Genomic DNA, 17,898 nt, shown 5'->3' on the forward strand with positions numbered 1-17,898 from the left:
CCAGGCAAGGTAACCGACGTGAGTTTCATACCCGCCGCCGCGTGGCGATAGCGTAGTGCAGCAATGCTTCCGCGCTCAGGTCAGCGAACCGGATTCCCTGCGTCGTCAGTGCTGATGCCACATCCATCCGGGCGCAGCGTTTGAAGTGATCAGATGTGTCCTGCTGTTCAACCAGGGCAAGGAAGCGGTCCAGATCGGAATCGTTTTGTGCTTGCTCAAAATGCTCGTGGTAGCGGACGAACGAGTTGATTTTGAAGGCTTCCAGCGAAGGGCGAATGACACGCAGGCAGCACAGCAGCATCAGAGAATGCCCCAGCTCGCCGTCCAGACGGAAGTTTCCCGTGGTCAGCTCGCGTATTTTGCGGTGACCATCATTGAACCCCGACGAGATCCATTTCTCCTGCCAGGTCCGTCCGGAGTGCCTCACGAGATAGGACAGCAGCCATTTCAGCCCGTGGTGGCGCAGTGATTCACGTGGCTGCTTGCGCGGCCATATCGTGTCCGTCAAGGCGATGATGCTCTCGGGGCTTGCCGTGTCCAAGTCACCGCGAGGCCATGGCGGAATTTCCGGTCTCGGCGCAGGAGCTGCGATGATGACGGTTTGGTTCCGGGTTCTGCCGGGAACAGCTGCGTTTACCGGCCGCTGTTGTGGCCGCTTGAGGGCCTTAGGCACCGAACACCACTGAGAAATCGTCGGGGTCGTAGCCCGGGGTCAGCGTTGATTGAGGCCGTGGAGAGGCCATGTGCTCTTGTACTTTTTGGAAGACCTCATCGACCCGAGGGCGTAAATAGGGAGCCATCGAGGAGACTTGTCGGTGCCGGCTCACGGCCATGATTTCAGGCAAGGTCAGATTCGGGTCAGAGACCATGCGGTTGATAGTCGTGTGCCTGAAGTCATGCAGTGACCAATCTGTACCCAGCACGCCATTCACCCGTTGCAGCATCCGGCGGGCAGCGTGATATGTCAACGGCCGCGGTTTGCCATGGAGCGCCCGCCAGATCAATTCATCTGGCCTCGGAACTCCGTGCTCATGGAAGTACAAGGTCAGATACTGCAGGGATTCCGGTGAGACAGGCACAGGTTCCAGGACACGGGATCCTTTAGATACGACCCATACGCGTTGCCCGGCCCAGTCGATCTGATCACCGTGGACGCCGAGCAGCTCACTCGCCCGGGCGCCGGAGGACACATACATACTCACCAGGGCACGATCACGGTTAGTCCGCAGAGCCTCCATCAAATCTTCGAAAAGGTCATCCGGGATGGAACGGGGCAGCCATTCGGACTTCTTCTGCCGCAAAGGAGCCCGATTCGCCCGTGGCGCTGTTTCCGTCCGGCCGTGATGAACCATGCGTCTCCGCCCGGCAGCCTCAGGGACCGGGTTTATCAGGGGTCCACGACCGAATCGTGCGTGGTAGGAGTAAAAGGACGAAAGCACCGTAAGGGCGTGATTGATCGTTGCCGGAGCATAGCCCCCGGGCAAGGGACGCTTACCTGTGCGCGAATTCCTCCCCCGGCTACCGGTCCCCCGCCGCTGAGGATTCACAGCGGACCGCATCCACCCCACAAGGACCTCGACCTCCGCACGAGTCGCCTGCTCCCATCCAGCGCCGAGCAGACCAAGAACACGCCACCACCTGAGCAAGTCATTACCGTAAGAGCGCACGGTCAAAGGGCTCATATCGCTCAGAACGAGATCACGGAGGAACACTGAGAAGTCCTCGATCTCTTGCCCCTTGTCGTCGATGACGACGTAGGGCAAGAGGCCCTCCGTTCTTGGGACCACTACGCCTATCGCCATAAGGCCAATCTGTCCCTCGAGTAGTTTGAGCCGCACTTCGTCCACGAGAACCACCTCTCCGGAGAACCCTGATCCAGACTCTACGATGAAGTTCAGTTAACAGGACTGACTGCATCAGCTTGTTGTTCTCGATCAGGGTCTTCCGTTCGGCTTTCTGTTCCTCGGTCATGGGGCCTTTGGGGGCCGAAGAGGTGCCGTAGCCGCTGTAGTAGCGGAGCGTGAAGCCAAGGTCTTTCCAGCCGGTCACGACGGGGACGGCGGAGTGCTCGCCGCGGTAGTCGGTCTCGATGTAGACGGCGTTGCCGTCCTCGTCGGTGGCCGGTTCCCCATCTGCCCTTTTCAGCGAGGTAACGCGGAGGGTTTCGCTGTCCTCCCCGTACCCGCATTCGGGAACCACGATGGTTCCGGCGGCTTCCAGTTCGGCGGTGAGTGCGGCCAGCGCGGCGGCGCGGTCGCGCTTGTCGCGCAGCTGCTGGGTGACGTGCAGGAGCATGTCGGGTTCGTCCATGATGACCGATTCCAGTTCGGCCGTCGCGTCCTCGTCCGCCTCAAATTCGGCCAGAATCAGGGCTTCTTCGATGGTGTATCCCTTGCCCAGGGCGGCGGCTCCCGTCTCGGTGGACTTGGCTTTGAGGGCACTTTCGACGGTGGTCTTGGTCCGTCCGGTCTTTTTGGCGATCGCGGCGGCTGAGACACCGATTAGGGACAGCTGGTGGTAGGCGTCCGCTTCGTCCGCTTCGGTGAGTTCGGCGCGCTGGATGTTCTCCACTACCTGCGTGACGATGCGTTCTGCTTCCTCGGGGGACTCGATGATCATGACCGGAATCAGGGTCCGGGCGGCTTCGACGGCGGCGCGGGTGCGGCGCTGGCCCATCAGGACGTGGACGGTTCCATCGTCCTTGCGGTGGGCGATCACGGGTTCCATCACGCCGTGTTCCTTGATGCTGGCGACGAAGTCAGCGGTCAGGGCGGCGTCCTTGCGGACGTTGATGTCCACGGTCAGGGCTGCCGGGTCGAGCATTTCAAGCGTGGGTGTTGCGTTCATGGTGTTGCTCCTTCTTGCCGAGAAGTTCGGTGGGTGGGGCGGCTCAGGTGACCGGCCAGCTCCCCTCTCCCCCCGACGCTTCTATGTCTGTCAAGCGGATGGAAAGTGGCTGCGGGTGCTGACCACCGGCGGCCCCTCTCCCCCGGGCGTTTTTTGCCTGCTGGCGGAGCAACGCGTAGCTGTGCCCGACGGAGCCGGGGCAACCCGAAGGGCAAGCAGCGGATGGATTGTGGGAGGAAATAAGCGAAGCGCCGACACAAGGCATCGGCTGCGCAGCCGTCCGCAGGACGGTTGAGCCGGTGGAGCGGGCACGTACGATCCGGAGGACAGCAGCAAAAAACAGAAAAGCGCTTCTACAGCCCGAGCGAAGCGAGGCCCGATCTTTGATGCCCGGGCACCGAGCCAGCGTGTGCCTGCTGGTGGCGGTAAAAAGGATTGGCTGACTCCAGTCGAACGCGAAAACAATACATTCGGATAGGAGCTGAATTGCTCGTAGCGAGTGATTCCAGTCTTTTAGACACACCGTCTTTTCCTCAACACGCTGGGCGTTAAAATGTGCCTTACTACTCCACAGGGTGTGGATTCCGTCCGCGAAATCAGCGTGATTCCGGGCCTTTTGAGGGGTCCTACCTGTGGATTAACGGTGCATTAAATGACATACTTGTAATACATCATCTTGGGGTTCCGAAGAGGCGTCTGCACTACATGTAGTGTTGACGCAGAGCTCATCCCAATGGTGTTCTCTACGACAGAAGCGCACGATCGGGTGCAACCGATCATGCGCTTCTTTTACAAACAAATAGGGACCAATGCCTCGCAGGCAAATTGCCTGCGTCAAAGTCCAGGGAATTGTTTTGTGTCGTTTCCATAGCTCCGGAACGTTCACAACAGACTACGAGTGCGTCTGTGGCCTGTCAATCCAATCGGCAGCTAGCGTTCCTCTGCACCCGGCGGTCCTGGGAAGGAGAGTAGCAGTGGCTACTCAAAGGATTCGGGTCCGTATCAAGCGGACCATCCGAATCATCCCCGTCCGGCGATAAAAGTCGCCAACTCTGGGCCGACAGCGGTCACTCGACGCTGTCGGCCCAGAAGACCCAATACAGCCGAGCAAGGACAATGTAATGCCAAAGAACACCAAACAGACCAGCAGTAAAGCAGCGACAGCCGCAAGCAAGGTCCTAAGGGACGGTCGCGCCAGCGCAGCTTCCAAGACAGCTGCCGCCAGTGCCCTCTCCCAGAAGGGCAAGGGAAAGTAATTGACGGTCTTCTACTTCAATAGCACAGGCAACCCCATCGCGTTCCGGCGCCATCCAACCGACAGGTTCCTGTTCGACAAGAGCGGGAATTGGATTGGTTGGTTCCCTTGGGGCGATAACGATGCTGCCGACAAGGAAGGAAACTACCTGGGAACGGTCGTGGGAAACCGCCTACTCACGCGAGATTTTCAGCCCTACCGTGGTTACCCCGGCTATCCAGGCTATCCAGGCTACGCGGGATACCCCGGATACCCCGGTTTCGCCGGGTACAGCGGCTATCACTCGGGGTTCTCCGACATCCCTGAGGCCAGCCTTAAAGGCTGACACGACAAGTAATGCAATCTGGAAGTAAATGAGGCCGGCCCCTTGGGGCCGGCCTCATTTTTTCCCTCAGCAAAAGGAAACCCAGCGCCACAGCGTCTTCGCTGCAGGAAACTTATAGGTCCAGCGGGGATTTCTCCCAGGAGATATCGACGATGGGGGCGCCTGCCTGGGGCATGGTCAACATCGAGAGCTCGAGGATGTCCTGCGCGAGGGTGGCATCGGCGGGCGCGGCGTCATCGTCCGTGAGGATGTACTCGTGACTCATGTGCTGCCCCCAGGCTCTTAGTGGATCGTGTTCCTTTTCCACTGTAGCCCGGCGTCCGGCCGTTGCCCGCTTCTGGAGCTGCGCCCGCGGCAGCGTGATCGGCGGCCGGAGGAGCGCACGCGGGGGAGGCCGCCACCGCACCCAACGGGGTCCGGACCGGTTCCCCGGCCCGGCCCCACCCGCCTAGCGGTGCCGCTTGTAGGCGGTGTCCTGGTTCTTCGCGACGGGGGCGATGGTTCCCCTGCTCACCAGCTGGTCCATCAGTTCCGCGAGCCGGTACCCCGGCGTGTCAGTCAGGGCGAGCTTGAAGTGGTCTCCGGCTACTGATGATTGGCCTTTGAGGTACGCCAGCCAGCCGATCAGGGTCAGCAGGGGCGCCCGGTACCCTTCGGGCGCGGCGTCGATGAGGTCCCGGGCGGTTTCCTGTGCCCGATCCACGCGGTCCCAGTCCGGGGTGATCCCCTCCCCCACGAGCAGGTTCCCGCTTCCCTCGGCGTCCGGCAGCTCCGGGTCGATCACGTTGCAGAACAAGGTGTCGCGCAGGTCGGGGCGCTGGAAGCACGCCAGCAACTCCACCGCGGTCTGCTGGTCCAACCAGCCGCCCCGGGTCAGTGCCTGGGCCCACAGTTCCCGCCCCGGAGCCAGCTCCGCGCCGAGCACTCCCGGGAGCGCGTGACGGATCTGCGCCTCCCTGTCTGCCGGGCCTGCGAACGGTGCGTAAGTGGTGCCGGGCGTCTTCTGGTAGCTGCTGCCACGGAACACCAGTTCCGCATTCAGTTGCCCGTCCGTGATGGATTCCAGCGGTTCGGGCGGGCAGCACCCGGCGTCGCTGTCACACAGCAGGTTCCGCCAGTGCGACGCGGTGACCAGCCATGCGTCCCGCAGCGGGGTGCCTGCGTTGTCCAGCGCGTCGATGACGGCTTCGACGTGGTCGTGAAAGGGGCGGGGCTGCCTGGGCGCGGGGGTGCTGGCCGTGTAGATGGCCAGCAGCACCGCCGTGGCCTGCGTGTCCAGTGCGAGATAGTCCACCATGGAGCGGGCGAAACCGGCGGGTTCGTCGGACGCGGGGGCGTCGACGCGCAGTGTCGCGCCCAGCGTCTTGCCCCGCATCGTCAGGAACACAAAGGATTCACGCGGTACGAACCCGAGGGAGTGCGGGATGAAGCCGAGGATGTCGGCGGGGCTGGAAATGCGGATTGCATCAGTCATGGTTTTGAGAGTCCTTTGCTGAGGATGATGGTGGGTGGGGCGGCTTTGGTGACCGGCCAGCGTCCCCGCTCCCCCCTTTGTTGTTTTGGCTGCTGGCGAAGCTTGCGGAGCTGTGGCCGACGGAGGCCTGTCTACCCGCAGGGCAAGGGGCGGGAAATTCCCGGAGGAAATCAGCGACGAAGGAGCGCCGCAGGGAATTTCGTGCTCCGCGGGCCCCGACGGAGGAGGGGCTAGACGGGACGGAGCGGACACGTACAATCCGTCAGGACAGCAGCCAAAATGTCGAAGACAAGACAGGGACAGGGGCGGCGGAGCCCTGCGGAGCCGGCACTGGCCCCATAGCCGGCCGCGCCAGCGGACGCCCATTCCTGTGAGCCCCGCGAACCCTCCCTCAGCACCTCGGATCCGCTAAACGGTGTCTCAGACTTCGGTGGCCGCGCGCCCCCGGGCCGCCGGCACTGCGTGTGCGAAAGGGCGGTCCGCCGCGGCCAACCCACGGCGCAAGCCGGCCACGACGGCGGACCGCCCGCGGTGAGCGCCCCCATAAAGGGGACGGCCACCTTCAAAGGAACTAGCCTGCGAGGAGTTCGGCCAGCTCGGCCGCATCGGACACCAGCACCGCCGCCCCTTCCCTCAGGAGCCGGTGGCATCCTGCCGAGTTGGCGCTGTGCACGCTCCCGGGGACGGCCGCGACATGCCGGGCGATGGTTTCGGCGTGATGGGCCGTGTTCAGCGCCCCTGAGCGCCAGCGGGCTTCCACGACACACGTGACTCCGGCCAGGGCGGCAATGATGCGGTTCCGCTGCAGGAACCTGTACCGGGTGGGGGCGGAACCCGGCGGGAGCTCTGAGAGGGTGAGGCCGTTGCCGCGGATCGCAGCCGCGAGATCAGCGTTACCGGACGGGTAGTCCCGGTCAAGGCCTCCGGCCAACACCGCGAGGGTCGCAGGTCCCTCTCCCTGGCTTCCGGCCAAAGCGGCCCGGTGCGCGTGCGCATCAATGCCGTAGGCAAGACCCGAGACAATGCAGACTCCACGTTGGGCCAACCCGTACGCCATGTCCCCTGTCACGGACGCGCCGTAACTCGTGCAGTCGCGGGAACCGGTCAGCGCCACACACTTAAAAGGTGCTGGAATGCCGTTGTCGATATTGCCCCGGTACCAGAGCCCGTACGGGGCGTCGGGCAGGTCGTCCAGGCCTTCGGGCCAGTGCTCATCCCCCGGGATAAGGAACCCTCCGCCCAGACGTTCGATGGTGGCCAGGTCCTTTTCCGGGTCCAGGTCCGGCACGCGGGGCGCCCAGCGCTTCAACGCACCTGACAGTTCCTCGGCCGTCACGTCCTGAAGCGAGTGGGCGGGTTGGGCGCCGGTGGCAAGCCTCAGTGCGGCGTACGCGCCGAGCCTGCCCACGAGGGCAAGACCGACACGGTCGCCGGGTTCGAAGAGGCGGGTCAGGGCGGCGCGTGCAATGCGATCGTTCATGGTTTCTCTCGTCCTTTGCTGAGGATCCGGTGAGCGGGCGGCCTTGGTGACCGGCCAGCTCCCCCACTCCCCCGGGCGTTTTTTGCCTGCTGGCGGAGCAACGCGTAGCTGTGCCCGACGGAGCCGGGGCAACCCGAAGGGCAAGCAGCGGATGGATTGTGGGAGGAAATAAGCGAAGCGCCGACACAAGGCATCGGCTGCGCAGCCGTCCGCAGGACGGTTGAGCCGGTGGAGCGGGCACGTACGATCCGCAGGACAGCAGCAAAAAGCAGAAAAATGCTTCTACAGCCCGAGCGAAGCGAGGTCCGTACAACTGGACCTGGGTGCTGGCCGGCGAGGCCGGAAAACCCAAGCCTTCAGGCAGCGCGTAGTTTCGGGGCTAGGTCGTGGTGCTCTCTTGTGCAGCACGGGCATGCTGGTGGCGGTAGAGCGATGCACGGCTTCAGCCAACGAGGCGGGCGGCGTCTTCGGCGGTGCGGCCCTTGGCGCGGGCGTCCTGGGCGATCGCGAGTTTGTCCGCGATGACGGTGGGGTCGGACAGCGGCCGGCCGAAGCGTGTGCCGTTCTGGCGTGCTGCGGAAATGCCAGCGTTGACCCGCTCGACAATGAGCTCGCGCTCATACTCGGCGAGGGTGGCGAGCATGTTCAGCATCAGTCGGCCGGTCGAGGTTGCAGGATCGATGCCATCGGAGATGGACCGGATCTGGACACCGCGGCCGCGGAGCAGGGCCACCGTGTTCAGGACGTCGATGAGCGACCGGCCCAGGCGGTCGACCCGCCACACAACCACGGTGTCGCCTTCCTCGGCATACTCGAGGAGTCTCTTCATTCCGGGCCGTTCGATCGCCGTCTTGCTACCGGAAGTCGTATCGGTGAAGACATCGCGTTTCTGCACACCGGCGGCGACCAGTGCATCCAGCTGCAGCTGGTCGTCCTGGCTGGAAGTACTGACCCGGGTGTAACCCAGTAGCCTCACAAAGCAATTCTGACTCGAAAATCCCCCGATGCACCTGCGGCGAGACGATTTACCCGCGAGACGCCTTTACGAGACGTCGACGACACGGCTATTCCGCCTCCCGGCGCACCGCCCCTGGCCCTGCCGAAGGGCCGGAGACAGTGTCTTGAAAAACTGTTGTTTTATAAGACGACAAGATAAGAGAACAAAGCGATGTGACAAGTACCTCTTGAGGCACCGGCTCCCCTCAGACCTGGCCGACCGGGTACCGGCTAGGGGACGGATTCGAAAACTCCGGCAAACCTCGCTTTCAAAATGGAGGGCATCTAAGAAGAAGGTGAGGGCTGATCAGCTTGGAATGAGAAGCTCCATCTGGCCCCTGTTTTCATGATCTGTGGCTGGGGACAATAAGCGAAGGGGATGTTAAAGGAAGATCCAAAGATGTGCAGATCCAGTGACACCCAGCTTCTGCGGTCGTTGACGGTTGGACGGGGACAGGTCAATGAGAGGGGGCTTATATTCTGTGGAAAGAGCTGAGCTCGCCGTGGATTTACATCAGGAAGGCAGATTGCTGGTTGAGGACATCATCCGTCGAAAACGGGTGAGGATGTTCCTGGAGGGCATTCCGGAGTGTGAAGCGTGCCGGTACCCTCGTCCGGGCACTTTCCGGATCCTTTGCTTCTCCGGATGCAGCCACAACTACTGTCCGGCGTGTGCTGGGGAAAGAACCCAAAGCAGATTTACCTGGCTGGACTACCACTTTCAGTATCTGTGAAGCCCTAAGTTCTACCCCTGCAGCCGGGTTCCCGGGAGCTTGACTCGCGCGCCGCTTCCGGCCTCTCTCACCGTCTGACGCTGCGCGGCAAGGGTCACAGCACAGCACATCTATCAACAGCTTCACCTCGAAATCGCTTCTGCGACCAGGCGGGCGCGGAAGATGGCCGGAGAGCGTTCGTGCTGGGGATTTCATGTTGGATTTCCGCCACAGCCCCAGCGGTGGCTGCCGGGGAAGCTTCAGGTGGTAGCCCGGCGCTTGGTGCCCCTGGCTGACCACCTGAAGCGGTGCTATGCGCATCGGACGGGTTATCCACGTGTGATCTGGATTTTCCGCTTTTGGGTTGTCTGTTCGGGCAGGGGGACGCGGACTTCGAGAATGCCGTCGGTGTAGGTTGCTTTAACATCGTTTTGGTCCGCGCCTTCCGGCAGCGGGAGGCTACGGGAGAACGTGCCGTAGCGGAACTCCGAGCGGTAGCCTTCCTTGCCCGATTGCTCGGATTTTTCTTCCCTTGTGACATTGATCCGCAGTTGGTCTCCGATCACTGTGATGTCAATGTCCTTGTTCGGGTCAATGCCGGGAACCTCGGCTTTAATCACGAGCGTTTTGTCTTCCCGGTACTCCTCGGTGCGCAACCAGTTGTCGAGATCTCCTTCGAAAAAGCGGCGAAGGGGTTCGGCGAGGTCGGCGCCGGTACGCCGGACGAGGTTGTTCATTGTGCTGCTCCTCTCTATCGTGATTGTTCGGTTCAGTTGGGGGCCAGCCCCTGGGTTCGTGCGGGACAGGACCCGCAAATGTGCCCTGCCTGGGCACGTCACCCGCCTCCGGCCCTGCCGGTTTTGGGGTGGCAAGACACTGTGGTGTGGAATGCGCTTCAGGGCACCGCCGGATTGAAACTGAGAGCTGCAGCGCCGGTGGGCGCTGGAGCTTCGCGTTGGTCCGGCCGTGCCCGGCGTTGCCCGGGGACCTGGCAACCTTGCAGGTTCCGCCGTGTCCGCGTTCTTCATCAGATGCCTTCATGGGAACTGCCCGGTCCTTTGATCAGGCCTCCTCCGGAAACATTTGTTCGAGGACGTTGTTGCCGTCCGAGGTGAGCATGTCCAGGAGTTCGCCTTCAGGGAGTCCTGATGCTTCGCCGACCTCGGAAAGGGACCCGGATCCGCTTGCCAGCAGTGCTGAGGCAGAAGTCCGCAGCGCGGCATAGGCGGCGTCGAGGGCGGCTTCGGCGACCACGATCACGCGGGCCAGCGACCGGAGCTGTTCAAGTTCTGCTTCCATGTCGATACCTCCCCCTTCGTGCGGTGGTCGAGGGTGAGTGGCTATTGTTCCAGAACACTGTCGATCAGATCCTTCAGGACTTCCCAGAAGTCGCGGGCACGGAACGATGTAACGGGTCCTCTTCCCTGGGCTTGTCGAACGGCGTTCGCCACGGCAACCGCTTCGGCAAAAAGTTCGGCTGTAACGGCGGGGACGCGCTCTGCTTCCAGGGCGAGGATATGTTCGACCATGGCGCGGGCGTGCTTTTCGGTTTCGTCGTCCTGGTGAAAGCTAAGCCTGCTCGGCTCAAGCCGTGTCTTTGCTGTGGCGAATCCCCGATCCACATGCGGGGCGAAGCCGTCGTCCATGTACTGAATGGCCATGCTGTCACCTCCGATCGCCTGGTTTCAGGCTGCACCGCATAGTGGGAAGCGTCGGCACCAGGCTGCGCATCACTCCGATGCGGGCCAGGAGCGGGTGGGGACGGTCCCCGGGTCGCGGGGACCGGGGACCGTCACGGGTGGAAAAATGCCAGCCCTGCCCGAAAGCCGCCGTGGGGCGCGGCATGCTTCCCGGTGTTTCAGGCGTTAATTTGCTGCTGCTGGCCGCCCGTTCCGGCCGTCACTTCGATCTTCCGGGGCTGGGCCTTCTCCGCCACTGGAATCCGGACCGTGAGGACACCGCCGTCGTAGCCCGCCTTCACATTTTCTGTGTCCAGCGTTTCGCCCAAGAGCAGTTGCCGGCTGAAGACGCCACGGGGGCGCTCAGCAGCAATGAGTTCCACCCCTTCTCCGAGCGTTTCCTTGCGTTCGGCCCGGATGGTCAGGACGTTCTGCTCGACGTTTACGTCAATGGATTCAGGGTCGACACCGGGCAAGTCAACGGCGACCACGAACTGGTTGTCCTCACGCCACGCGTCCATGGCCATGGCCGCTGGGCGGGCAGCAGTGCCCAGTACCTGCTGCGTCAGCCGGTCGAACTGACGGAACGGATCACTCATCATCAACATGACATACCTCCTCGGATCAACATGTGACCGGATCTATATCCACTGATATAGATTTTTTAGCACCGGTAGTAGAGGTTTGCAAGAGTCATTGCTGGCTTTTTGAAGGGATAACAGGCAAGGGGGAGCGCCGATTCAGCAGTGGATCCCCGCCCCATGCTCAAGTGATAGCTGCTTCTACCTGCATGGGGGCGGGCCCGGTGCGTTTCCTTTCTGTTGGAACATGCCGGTGCCGGCGCTTCGCCGGGGCAGGCTCAGGGCAAAGCGCCGTCGGGGCCGCCGGATGGGGGGCAGAGCATCAACGTCCTCATCGCTGAGGGAGCATTGGACCTGGGTGGTGGTCATCTTCAGGATGAGATCCCTGCCCACGAAACGGCGCCCCTCCTTCGTGGCCACGACGATTCCGTGCAGAATATTTCCCGCCGGGTCGTCCACTACCTGGTGCACTGTTCCGAAACGCCGTCCCGAGCGGGAGATGACCGGCGTCCCTTTCGTCAGTGCCGTGTAGGCGATGGGCCTTCCTTCCCCGCTATTCATTGCTCTCCTCCATGTGATCCTCCCCTTGCGCGGGCTGGACGCCCCTGCGTTGTGACCGCACCCGGGAATTGCGTTCCAGTCGCAGCCGCCTCCGGCCTTCCACCACGCGTTGTGCTCACTCCATCCAGGCCCAGACCTCCGCCCATGTGCCGGGTTTACCCCAACAGTTCCAGGGCTCAGGCCTGTACAGTCCTTTGCGGGTTAGGTTTTAGTACGGTTCCTGGCGTGAGTCCGGGTAATCGTCCTCGTCGTCCACGGGGGGCGCCTCGGCTTGTTCGATCAGATCTGCTTCCGCTGCCTTGAGCCCTGCATCGTCAGCAGCCCGGGCAGGACCTGGCCTGCCGGGCAGCACGTCTCTGCGCTGCTCGATGGCGTCGGCTTCCGAGGCCTCCGGGGGCAGCGGGGCCGGGACGGGTTCTTCGGGCCCTTCGGGTAGGACGGGAAGCTGTTGTTCAAAAGCGTCGGCTTCGGGCGTTTCGCCGGACGGTTCCGGCTGTGCTCCGATGTTCATTCTCTTCCTCCTGTCAGGATCTGGTGGCGCTCGGGTGCAAAGACAGCCAACAAAGCGCTCTTGTGTCCAGGTTTTTTGCAGCACCTTGGTAACTGCCGGGAAATCCGGTGGGCATGTTGGGTGCTGTGAAGGTGATCAGAGCGCCGGTTTTGCATGGTTGTCTTCTTGCTTTGGGCTTCCGGTGTCGGTGCGGCGCTGAAGTCCTGCGGCCGCGTAAATTTCGGCTTCGTTCAGTGTTTCCCTGGCCAGCAGCTGCTCGACGAGTGATTCCAGGCGCCACCGGTTTTCCCCCAGCAGTCTCAGGGCACGTTCGTAGCACTGGTCGATGAGGGCGCGCACCTCCTCGGCGAGGATGTCCAGCATTCCTTCGGAGATGCCCAGGGAGCGGGGGTCGCCTTCTTCGGGCAGGATCTGGACTGGTCCGATCCTTGGGGACATTCCCCAGCGGCCGACCATCATCCTGGCCAGGTGGGTGCTGTTTTGCAGGTCGCTTTCAGCTCCGCTGGTCACCACGCCGAAAACGAGCCGTTCTGCTGCCATGCCGCCCAAGGCTCCCACGATCTTTCCTCGAAGGTAGTTCTCGTCATATCCGTAGCGGTCTGTATCGGGGGTTGAAAGGGTGACGCCCAGAGCGCGTCCGCGGGGAATGATGGAGATTTTCCGGACGGGGTCGGCCCCTTCTTCGAGCATGCCCAGGAGGGCGTGGCCGGACTCGTGGTAGGCGGTTCGCCGGCGTTCGTCCGCGGGCATCACGACGTTCCGTACGGTGCCCAGCTGGACCTTTTCCAATGCGTCGAACAGGTCCCGCTCGGTCACCGCCGGGTTCTTCCGTTTGACGGCAAGGAGCGCGGCCTCGTTGACCAGGTTGGCCAGTTCCGCCCCGGTCATGCCGGGCGTAGCACGGGCGAGCAGGTCCAGATCAACGCCGACGTCAAGCTTGACGTTACGGGCCTGCACTATGAGGATCTGCAGGCGGCCCGCCTGGTCGGGAGCGTGGACGGTGATGGACCGGTCGAACCGCCCGGGCCGCAGCAGCGCCGGGTCCAGTACATCGGGACGGTTGGTGGCGGCCAGGACAACGACTCCCTCGGAGGATGAGAAGCCGTCCATTTCCGTCAGGATCTGGTTCAGGGTCTGCTCCCGCTCATCGTGTCCGCCAACGGCCAGGGAACCACCCCGTTTCCGGCCGATGGCGTCAATCTCATCGATGAAGATGATTGAGGGCGTAGCCTCCCGTGCGGCCTGGAAAAGTTCACGCACCCGGCTGGCGCCTACTCCCACAACCATTTCAATGAACTCGGACGAGCTGACGTGAAAGAAGGGCACCCCGGCCTCTCCGGCAGTTGCCCGCGCCAGCAGTGTCTTCCCGGTTCCCGGGGGTCCGCTCAGCAGGACACCCTTGGGTGGCCGGGCACCGATGGCCTGATACTTCTCCGGGCCCTTGAGGAAGTCCACTACTTCTGAAATTTCTGCTTCCACTTCATCTATCCCGGCCACGTCCTTGAACGTAACCCGGATATTTTGTGGGTTCACTGGCTGGAATTTTTTCCCGGCCAGCCCACCAAAGCCGCCCATTCCCAGCATGCCGCCCTGGCGTCTGAGAAGCCACAGGTAGAACAGCACCAACAACGCGACCGGCGCTACGGAATACAGGAGGTTCAGCAGAACGCCGCGTTCCTGCGCCAGGGGCGTTGCCCTCACCGTGACCTTGTTGGCCTCCAAAACGCTCAGCAGATCATCGCTGGCGAACGTGGGCCGCTCCGTCACGAACTGCGTGTAGATTTGCCCGTCGGCTCCCGGCAGTGCCTGCTCTTTACGGAGCTTTCCTTCAATGGTGTCGCCGTGGGAGAAAACCTCCACAATGTTGTTGTTTTGCACCTGTGTCTTGAACTCGGAATATGGCACCGCTGCCGGGGCCGACGCCACGTCCTGAAAAGAGAGCACCAGAAAGAACCCCAGATAAAGCACTGCCAGCCACACCCACGGCGTGAACCTTCGTTTGCGGCCATCAGGCGGTGCGCCTTTGCCTTTCGCCGCCAGCCCCTCCACACGCCACGGAACACTTCTGCGGCCAGTACCTGCCCGTTCCGCGCCCCGCAGGGCTTCCGGACTTGAACTGCCAGCCCGTTCGTTCTCCATCGGATCTCCCGGCGACTCCCAACGCATCCACTCTCGGCTCTATCGCGGCCAGCGATCCCGGAGCCCTGGAACATTGCCCGGACCGGTTGCTGACAACACGAAAATACCGCCAACACCGGTACCTGTTAAGCCCCATGCTTGACGGGGGACCGGCCATTTGTGGATGTCGCCACGGGCTTCCGGACGGACCAGGTGTGGTTGGATGGTCTCACTCTCGGAGATGGAGGCGGACGTGGGGGTTTGGAGGGGAAGCCCGTATCCATTGGGTGCCACCTATGACGGAAGCGGCACGAATTTCGCCCTCTTCAGTGAAGCCGCCCAGACGGTGTACCTGTGCCTGTTTGATGATGCCGGGGCCGAGCAAAGGATCCCGCTGGAAGCTGTCGACGGGTTCGTTTGGCACTGCTACCTTCCCCATGTCCTGCCCGGGCAGCTGTACGGTTACCGGGTGGACGGCCCCTACGACCCGGCCCGGGGCCTGCGCTGTAACGTAAACAAGCTCCTGATGGACCCGTACGCGAAGGCCATGAGCGGAACCATCAACTGGGGCCAGTCGATGTTCTCCTATAACTTTGGTGATCCTCTGTCTTTCAACGCCCAGGATTCGGCGCCGGATGCGATGCGCTCCGTGGTCATCAGCCCCTTTTTCGACTGGCAGCATGACCGGCCACCAAAGACCCCCTACAACGACACCGTGATTTATGAGGCCCACGTCAAGGGCCTGACCATGACCCACCCCGAGGTCCCTGAGAAAGAACGGGGAACCTACGCAGGGATCGCCCACCCCGCCGTAATCGAACACCTGCAGAAGCTGGGCGCCACAGCCATCGAACTCATGCCCGTGCACCAGTTCGTCCAGGACAGCGTCCTCCAGGAAAAAGGGCTGGACAACTACTGGGGATACAGCACCATCGGTTTTCTCGCCCCGCACGAAGATTACAGCTCAAGCACCCGCCCAGGGCAGCAGGTCCAGGAATTCAAGGCCATGGTCCGGTCCCTGCACGCTGCCGGGATCGAGGTGATCCTCGACGTTGTCTACAACCACACCGCCGAGGGCAACAACCTGGGCCCCACCCTGTCCTTCAAGGGCATCGACAACAAGGCGTACTACCGGCTCCTGGACCAGGACCCGCAGCACTACCTCGACTACACCGGTACCGGAAACACCCTGAACGTCCGCCACCCGCATGCCCTGCAGTTACTCATGGATTCGCTGCGGTACTGGGTGCTGGAAATGCACGTTGATGGTTTCCGTTTCGACCTTGCCGCGGCCCTCGCCCGGGAATTCTTCGAAGTGGACCGGCTCTCCAGCTTCTTCGACCTTGTCCAGCAGGACCCCGTGGTCTCCCAGGTCAAGCTCATCGCCGAACCATGGGATGTCGGACCCGGCGGCTACCAGGTCGGCAACTTCCCCCCTCTGTGGACGGAGTGGAACGGTAAGTACCGGGACGCAGTCCGCGACTTCTGGCGCGGGGCGCCGGCCACCCTCGGCGAATTCGCGTCCCGGCTGGCCGGTTCGGCCGATCTCTACGAAAGCTCGGGCCGCCTGCCCGTGGCCTCGATCAACTTTGTGACCGCCCACGACGGCTTCACCCTCCGCGACCTGGTCACCTATAACGAAAAACACAACGAAGCCAACGGGGAAAATAACAACGACGGCGAATCCCCCAACAGGTCCTGGAACTGCGGCGTGGAAGGCCCTACGACAGACCCCGATATCCTGGCCCTGCGCGCCCGGCAGCAACGCAATTTCCTGGCCACACTTTTCCTCTCACAGGGCGTGCCCATGTTGGTACACGGCGACGAGCAGGGAAGAAGCCAGCAGGGCAACAACAACGCCTACTGCCACGACTCACCGTTGTCCTGGATCAACTGGGACGAAGCAGACCAACCCCTGATCGAGTTTCTTGCAGCAGTCAGCGCCCTCCGCCGGGAACACCCCACGTTCCGCCGCAACCGGTTCTTCAACGGCCGCCCCACCCGGCGAAACCTCGGCCAGCCACTGCCGGACATCGTGTGGCTCAACACAGACGCTTCAGAGATGATCCCCGAAGACTGGGACAACCCCCTCGCACGCGCGCTGGGCGTGTTCTACAACGGCGACGCCGTAGGCCGCGACGACCGCAACCGGCCCATCCGCGACCACCACTTCCTGCTCTACTGCAACTCCGGGGACAGTCCCGTCGTCTTCAAACTCCCCGGCACCGACTATTCCAAAGCCTGGGAACCACTGATCGACACTGCAGGAGAACGGGCCGGTCAAGGCCTCATAGAGGCCAACCAAACAGTGGAACTCGCCGGGAAATCACTCCTCGTCCTCCGCTCCTATACAGCACCAACGAAGAAACCCGACAACTCCGTCGCGGCCTCCGTTGCCTCGATCATCAACCCACGAAAGTGACAAAACAGCACCCGGCAACCTACCGGATCTACGGCGAAAATAGAACCCAGTACAGACCACCCGTCCTGCACCGCACCGACGTTCTCTTAAGAGTCGAAGTGCGTCCGGACGCTGGGGTCATGTGAAACTGACTCAACTACGGACGCGGCGATGTCACGGAGTTTGATGTTCCGCGTATTGGAGGCAATGGAAAGGATTTTCATGGCTGTCTCCTGGTTGCAGCGGTTCTGCGCCATGATGGCGCCGGCTGCCAGGTCAATAACGGTACGGGATTCCAATGCCGCCATAAGGTTGGCATTGGCCTCAGCGAGCTGGCTGATTTTCACGGCCAGCCGCAGGGCCTTGGATGCATGGTAGGAATACGACTCAACCATGCTGATGTCCCCGTCAGTGAAACCACGAGAGCGTGTGGAGTAAAGGTTCAACCCAGCTTTAGCCTCCCCCTCAAGAACGAGCGGCACCGACAAGCAAGACCGTACTCCCGCTTCATATGCGGCCTCAGTGAAAGCTGGCCACCGGCGCTCCTTCACCACGTCCGGGACATGCACAATTCTCTGTTCCCGGATCGCGGAAAGGCAGGGCCCATCGCCTGCCCTGTATTGGATTTCGTCCAGCAGTGCGGCGCTATCATCGCTGCGGGCAATGGTCAGCTGCTTCTTCTTCTGAATCAAGATGATGCTGCAAAAGGCAATAGCCGGGTCGCTCAGAGTCCTGGCAGTCAACTGGGCAAGTTCGTCCAGCATCTCCTTCACATCCTCGGTTTTCAGGACAAGATCCTGCAAGTGATCAACCAGGACCTCCGGGGAACGACGCAATTCCTCCTCCCCCATAGCCCTACCCCCTTCTCTAGTCACGACCGGATGCCGATCCTTTGCTGCGCGAGAAAGCAACTGCAATGACCATATGCCCGGCTCCTCCGAGTGTGCTACGTCCTTC

Annotated in this window: 17 protein-coding genes; 2 read left to right on the forward strand and 15 right to left on the reverse strand. The window is 62.2% G+C overall.

Annotated features, from left to right (window positions below; translation table 11 throughout):
* Positions 1-25: 25 nt before the first annotated feature.
* The 3 genes from AC2JAJ_RS19295 to AC2JAJ_RS19305 all read right to left on the reverse strand — a co-directional run bounded on the left by AC2JAJ_RS19295 (position 26) and on the right by AC2JAJ_RS19305 (position 2,847).
* Positions 26-541: a hypothetical protein gene (locus AC2JAJ_RS19295; RefSeq protein WP_486414835.1), complete on the reverse strand. Its 516-nt coding sequence runs from the start codon at positions 539-541 to the stop codon at positions 26-28.
* A gap of 124 nt (positions 542-665) precedes the next feature.
* A complete protein-coding gene (locus AC2JAJ_RS19300) occupies positions 666-1,301 on the reverse strand; it encodes a tyrosine-type recombinase/integrase (protein ID WP_476742003.1) in 636 nt (211 codons plus the stop codon).
* Between the two features lie 397 nt (positions 1,302-1,698).
* Complete coding sequence (locus AC2JAJ_RS19305) at positions 1,699-2,847, reverse strand: ParB/RepB/Spo0J family partition protein (RefSeq protein WP_478221829.1); 1,149 nt, start codon at positions 2,845-2,847, stop codon at positions 1,699-1,701.
* Between the two features lie 1,256 nt (positions 2,848-4,103).
* On the opposite strand from AC2JAJ_RS19305, the gene AC2JAJ_RS19310 reads away from it, so the two are divergent.
* Positions 4,104-4,427: a hypothetical protein gene (locus tag AC2JAJ_RS19310; protein ID WP_478221830.1), complete on the forward strand. Its 324-nt coding sequence runs from the start codon at positions 4,104-4,106 to the stop codon at positions 4,425-4,427.
* Positions 4,428-4,539: 112 nt separating this feature from the next.
* On the opposite strand, the gene AC2JAJ_RS19315 is transcribed toward AC2JAJ_RS19310, so the two are convergent.
* The 11 genes from AC2JAJ_RS19315 to ftsH form a co-directional block, all read right to left on the reverse strand.
* Positions 4,540-4,692 (reverse strand): hypothetical protein, encoded by a 153-nt coding sequence (locus AC2JAJ_RS19315; RefSeq protein WP_350005427.1) that lies wholly within the window; start codon positions 4,690-4,692, stop codon positions 4,540-4,542.
* Positions 4,693-4,875: 183 nt separating this feature from the next.
* Complete coding sequence (locus AC2JAJ_RS19320; protein ID WP_478221831.1) at positions 4,876-5,901, reverse strand: DUF4192 domain-containing protein; 1,026 nt, start codon at positions 5,899-5,901, stop codon at positions 4,876-4,878.
* Between the two features lie 571 nt (positions 5,902-6,472).
* Complete coding sequence (dprA, locus tag AC2JAJ_RS19325) at positions 6,473-7,381, reverse strand: DNA-processing protein DprA (RefSeq protein WP_478221832.1); 909 nt, start codon at positions 7,379-7,381, stop codon at positions 6,473-6,475.
* 442 nt (positions 7,382-7,823) lie between these two features.
* Complete coding sequence (locus AC2JAJ_RS19330; RefSeq protein WP_478221833.1) at positions 7,824-8,357, reverse strand: recombinase family protein; 534 nt, start codon at positions 8,355-8,357, stop codon at positions 7,824-7,826.
* A 1,062-nt stretch (positions 8,358-9,419) separates the two neighbouring features.
* A complete protein-coding gene (locus AC2JAJ_RS19335) occupies positions 9,420-9,827 on the reverse strand; it encodes an Hsp20/alpha crystallin family protein (RefSeq protein ID WP_478221834.1) in 408 nt (135 codons plus the stop codon).
* Positions 9,828-10,152: 325 nt separating this feature from the next.
* Entirely contained in the window at positions 10,153-10,389 is a 237-nt protein-coding gene (locus AC2JAJ_RS19340; RefSeq protein WP_478221835.1) for a hypothetical protein, read from the reverse strand.
* A gap of 41 nt (positions 10,390-10,430) precedes the next feature.
* The gene (locus AC2JAJ_RS19345; protein ID WP_486414834.1) at positions 10,431-10,751 is read right to left on the reverse strand and encodes a hypothetical protein; all 321 of its coding nucleotides are present in this window, start codon (positions 10,749-10,751) and stop codon (positions 10,431-10,433) included.
* Between the two features lie 197 nt (positions 10,752-10,948).
* Complete coding sequence (locus AC2JAJ_RS19350; protein ID WP_478221836.1) at positions 10,949-11,377, reverse strand: Hsp20/alpha crystallin family protein; 429 nt, start codon at positions 11,375-11,377, stop codon at positions 10,949-10,951.
* Between the two features lie 174 nt (positions 11,378-11,551).
* The gene (locus tag AC2JAJ_RS19355; protein ID WP_478221837.1) at positions 11,552-11,911 is read right to left on the reverse strand and encodes a hypothetical protein; all 360 of its coding nucleotides are present in this window, start codon (positions 11,909-11,911) and stop codon (positions 11,552-11,554) included.
* A gap of 208 nt (positions 11,912-12,119) precedes the next feature.
* Positions 12,120-12,422, reverse strand: a complete 303-nt coding sequence (locus AC2JAJ_RS19360; RefSeq protein ID WP_478221838.1) for an Rv3202a family protein — start codon at positions 12,420-12,422, stop codon at positions 12,120-12,122.
* A 135-nt stretch (positions 12,423-12,557) separates the two neighbouring features.
* On the reverse strand, positions 12,558-14,588 hold the full coding sequence (gene ftsH / locus AC2JAJ_RS19365) for an ATP-dependent zinc metalloprotease FtsH (RefSeq protein ID WP_501053266.1): 2,031 nt from the start codon (positions 14,586-14,588) through the stop codon (positions 12,558-12,560).
* Positions 14,589-14,793: 205 nt separating this feature from the next.
* Between ftsH and glgX the strand changes: the two genes are divergently transcribed.
* A complete protein-coding gene (glgX, locus tag AC2JAJ_RS19370; RefSeq protein WP_486416767.1) occupies positions 14,794-16,962 on the forward strand; it encodes a glycogen debranching protein GlgX in 2,169 nt (722 codons plus the stop codon).
* A gap of 86 nt (positions 16,963-17,048) precedes the next feature.
* Here glgX and AC2JAJ_RS19375 read toward each other — a convergent pair whose 3' ends face one another.
* Positions 17,049-17,792, reverse strand: coding sequence for a GAF and ANTAR domain-containing protein (locus tag AC2JAJ_RS19375; RefSeq protein WP_486414832.1), 744 nt, complete (start codon positions 17,790-17,792; stop codon positions 17,049-17,051).
* Positions 17,793-17,898: the final 106 nt, after the last annotated feature.

This window comes from Arthrobacter sp. MOO21 (genome assembly GCF_057369995.2).